General features: G+C 52.6%; 2 protein-coding genes. Both read left to right on the top strand.

The annotated features are described in order from the left end of the window. The first annotated feature begins 104 nt into the window (after positions 1–104). Complete coding sequence (locus tag K2184_RS28915) at positions 105–1451, top strand: ISNCY family transposase (protein ID WP_077253535.1); 1347 nt, start codon at positions 105–107, stop codon at positions 1449–1451. A 48-nt stretch (positions 1452–1499) separates the two neighbouring features. Beyond that, the gene (locus K2184_RS28910) at positions 1500–1895 is read left to right on the top strand and encodes a helix-turn-helix domain-containing protein (protein ID WP_004143398.1); all 396 of its coding nucleotides are present in this window, start codon (positions 1500–1502) and stop codon (positions 1893–1895) included. Positions 1896–1982: the final 87 nt, after the last annotated feature.

The following is a 1982-nucleotide window of genomic DNA, read 5'->3' as shown; positions in this document are numbered from 1 at the left end:
TGTCAGCACAAAGCGTTATTGTCGTCTCAGCACAATTCACACGCGTCGTGTACGCTAAGCCTTCATTTTGCTCAGCACAGGACCGCGATCTTATGTTGGTGACTATGACAGACAAAGAACTTTACCGGCTTGGCATCATTCAGCGAGTATTTGACCGGGCTTTGCTTCAGCGCGACGCAGCAGACATACTTAAGCTCAGTGTTCGTCAGGTGCAGCGTCTTGTGCGTCTGTACCGGACAGATGGCGCAACCGCATTTGCATCTTCCCGCCGTGGACGTCCTGCAAACAACCGGATCGATGAAGAAACACGCTGTAAAGCCCTGGATTTGATCCGGTGCCACTATTCAGATTTTGGCCCAACGCTCGCAACCGAAAAACTGGCTGAACGCCATCATATATATCTCTCCGTTGAAACCATCCGTAACTGGATGACAGCCGACGGTCTCTGGCGTCCTCATTCCCGCCGGCGAACCCGGGTTTACCAGCCGCGCTATCGTCGCGACTGTTTCGGCGAACTGGTTCAGATCGATGGCTCTCACCATGACTGGTTCGAAGGAAGAGCCCCAAAATGCTGTCTTCTGGTCTTCATGGATGACGCCACAGGTCGCCTGATGCACCTGCGATTCTGTGATTCAGAAAACGCGTTTGACTACATGATGGCTACCCGGCAATACATTGATAAACATGGTAAACCTGTCGCATTTTACAGCGACAAGCATGCGGTGTTCAGGGTCAGCGGACCCGAGAGCCGACGTACCGGCACAACCCAGTTCGGACGGGCTCTCCGGGAACTGGCGATCGAATTGATTTGTGCCAACAGCAGCCAGGCAAAAGGTCGCGTGGAACGGGTAAATAAAACGCTCCAGGATCGACTGATTAAAGAGATGCGCCTGCAGAACATCAGCTCGGTTGCTGAAGCCAATCAGTGGATTGAACATTTCATGTCTGATTTTAACCGTCGTTTCTCCCGGCCGGCAAAATACCCTAAAGATCTGCACCGTGCGGTCACACAGAGTCCACTGGAGCTGAATGATATCTTCGCCTGGCAGGAGCTACGGACCTTATCGAAAGCACTGACTTTTCAGTATGATAAAGTCATGTATATCATTGAACCCACCGAACAAAATACGCGCATAGCAGGTGAAAAAATTACCGTTTATGATTACCCTGACGGAAGCATTACTTTCCGGCATCAGCACCGGCCACTGGGTTATAAGATTTTCGATAAACTGACCTGCGTTGATCAGGGGGCGGTTGTTGATAACAAACGACTGGGTGCCGTTCTGAGGCTGGCACAGCAGAAACAGGACGAGCTGGAGGCTGAAGGAAAGCGAATGCGCAGTACAAAAATGCCCCGCAGGCGCGCTCAGGAGCGTGCACTGGAAGAGCTCAGGGCGATCAACCCGGTGCTGGCCAGTCCGCAGGATTTTATCCCCAGCCTGAAGCGATGAGCCCTTCCCTCACCTGTGGATCTGATATGGCCGACAGATGAGAGAAAAATGGACGACAACAAACCAGTGCTCCTGACACTTCACGAAGCGCTACGCCTGGATTTGATTGAAGCCTATATGGCGCGGGAAATCACGCTGGCAGAAGTGGCAGAGTCCATGGAGCTCACCCGTCGTCAGTGCTCCCGCCTGATTAAGCGCTATCGCGAGCTGGGGCCAGCCGGTCTGGTCAGCCGGCGCCGTGGAAAGCCCGGCAATCATCAGTTAAACACCACCATCAGAGATCAGGCACTGCAGCTTATTCGCTCACGCGGCCGGGGTATGAATCCGTCAGCCATCTGGCGAATTCTGACCACAGAATACGGTGTCCGGATTTCAAAAGAGACCGTACGTAAACTGATGATAGCCGAGAAAACCTGGCAACCACGTTCTTCCTCCAAAGCCTGACTCAACCTTAAAAAGGCATTGTCCAGACTCTCCACTGACGTCAGGTCAGCTTTGTTTTCAGCACGACATTTCAACATTGGCTAGACA

The organism is Klebsiella sp. K5-306, assembly GCF_051835185.1.
GTDB lineage: Bacteria > Pseudomonadota > Gammaproteobacteria > Enterobacterales > Enterobacteriaceae > Klebsiella > Klebsiella oxytoca.
This window is presented reverse-complemented; position numbering and strand designations above follow the sequence as displayed.

Bases quoted from the DNA above. Each gene is read 5' to 3' on its own strand.
- K2184_RS28915 (WP_077253535.1), top strand. From the start codon at position 105: ATGACAGACAAAGAACTTTACCGGCTTGGCATCATTCAGCGAGTATTT.
- K2184_RS28910 (WP_004143398.1), top strand. From the start codon at position 1,500: ATGGACGACAACAAACCAGTGCTCCTGACACTTCACGAAGCGCTACGC.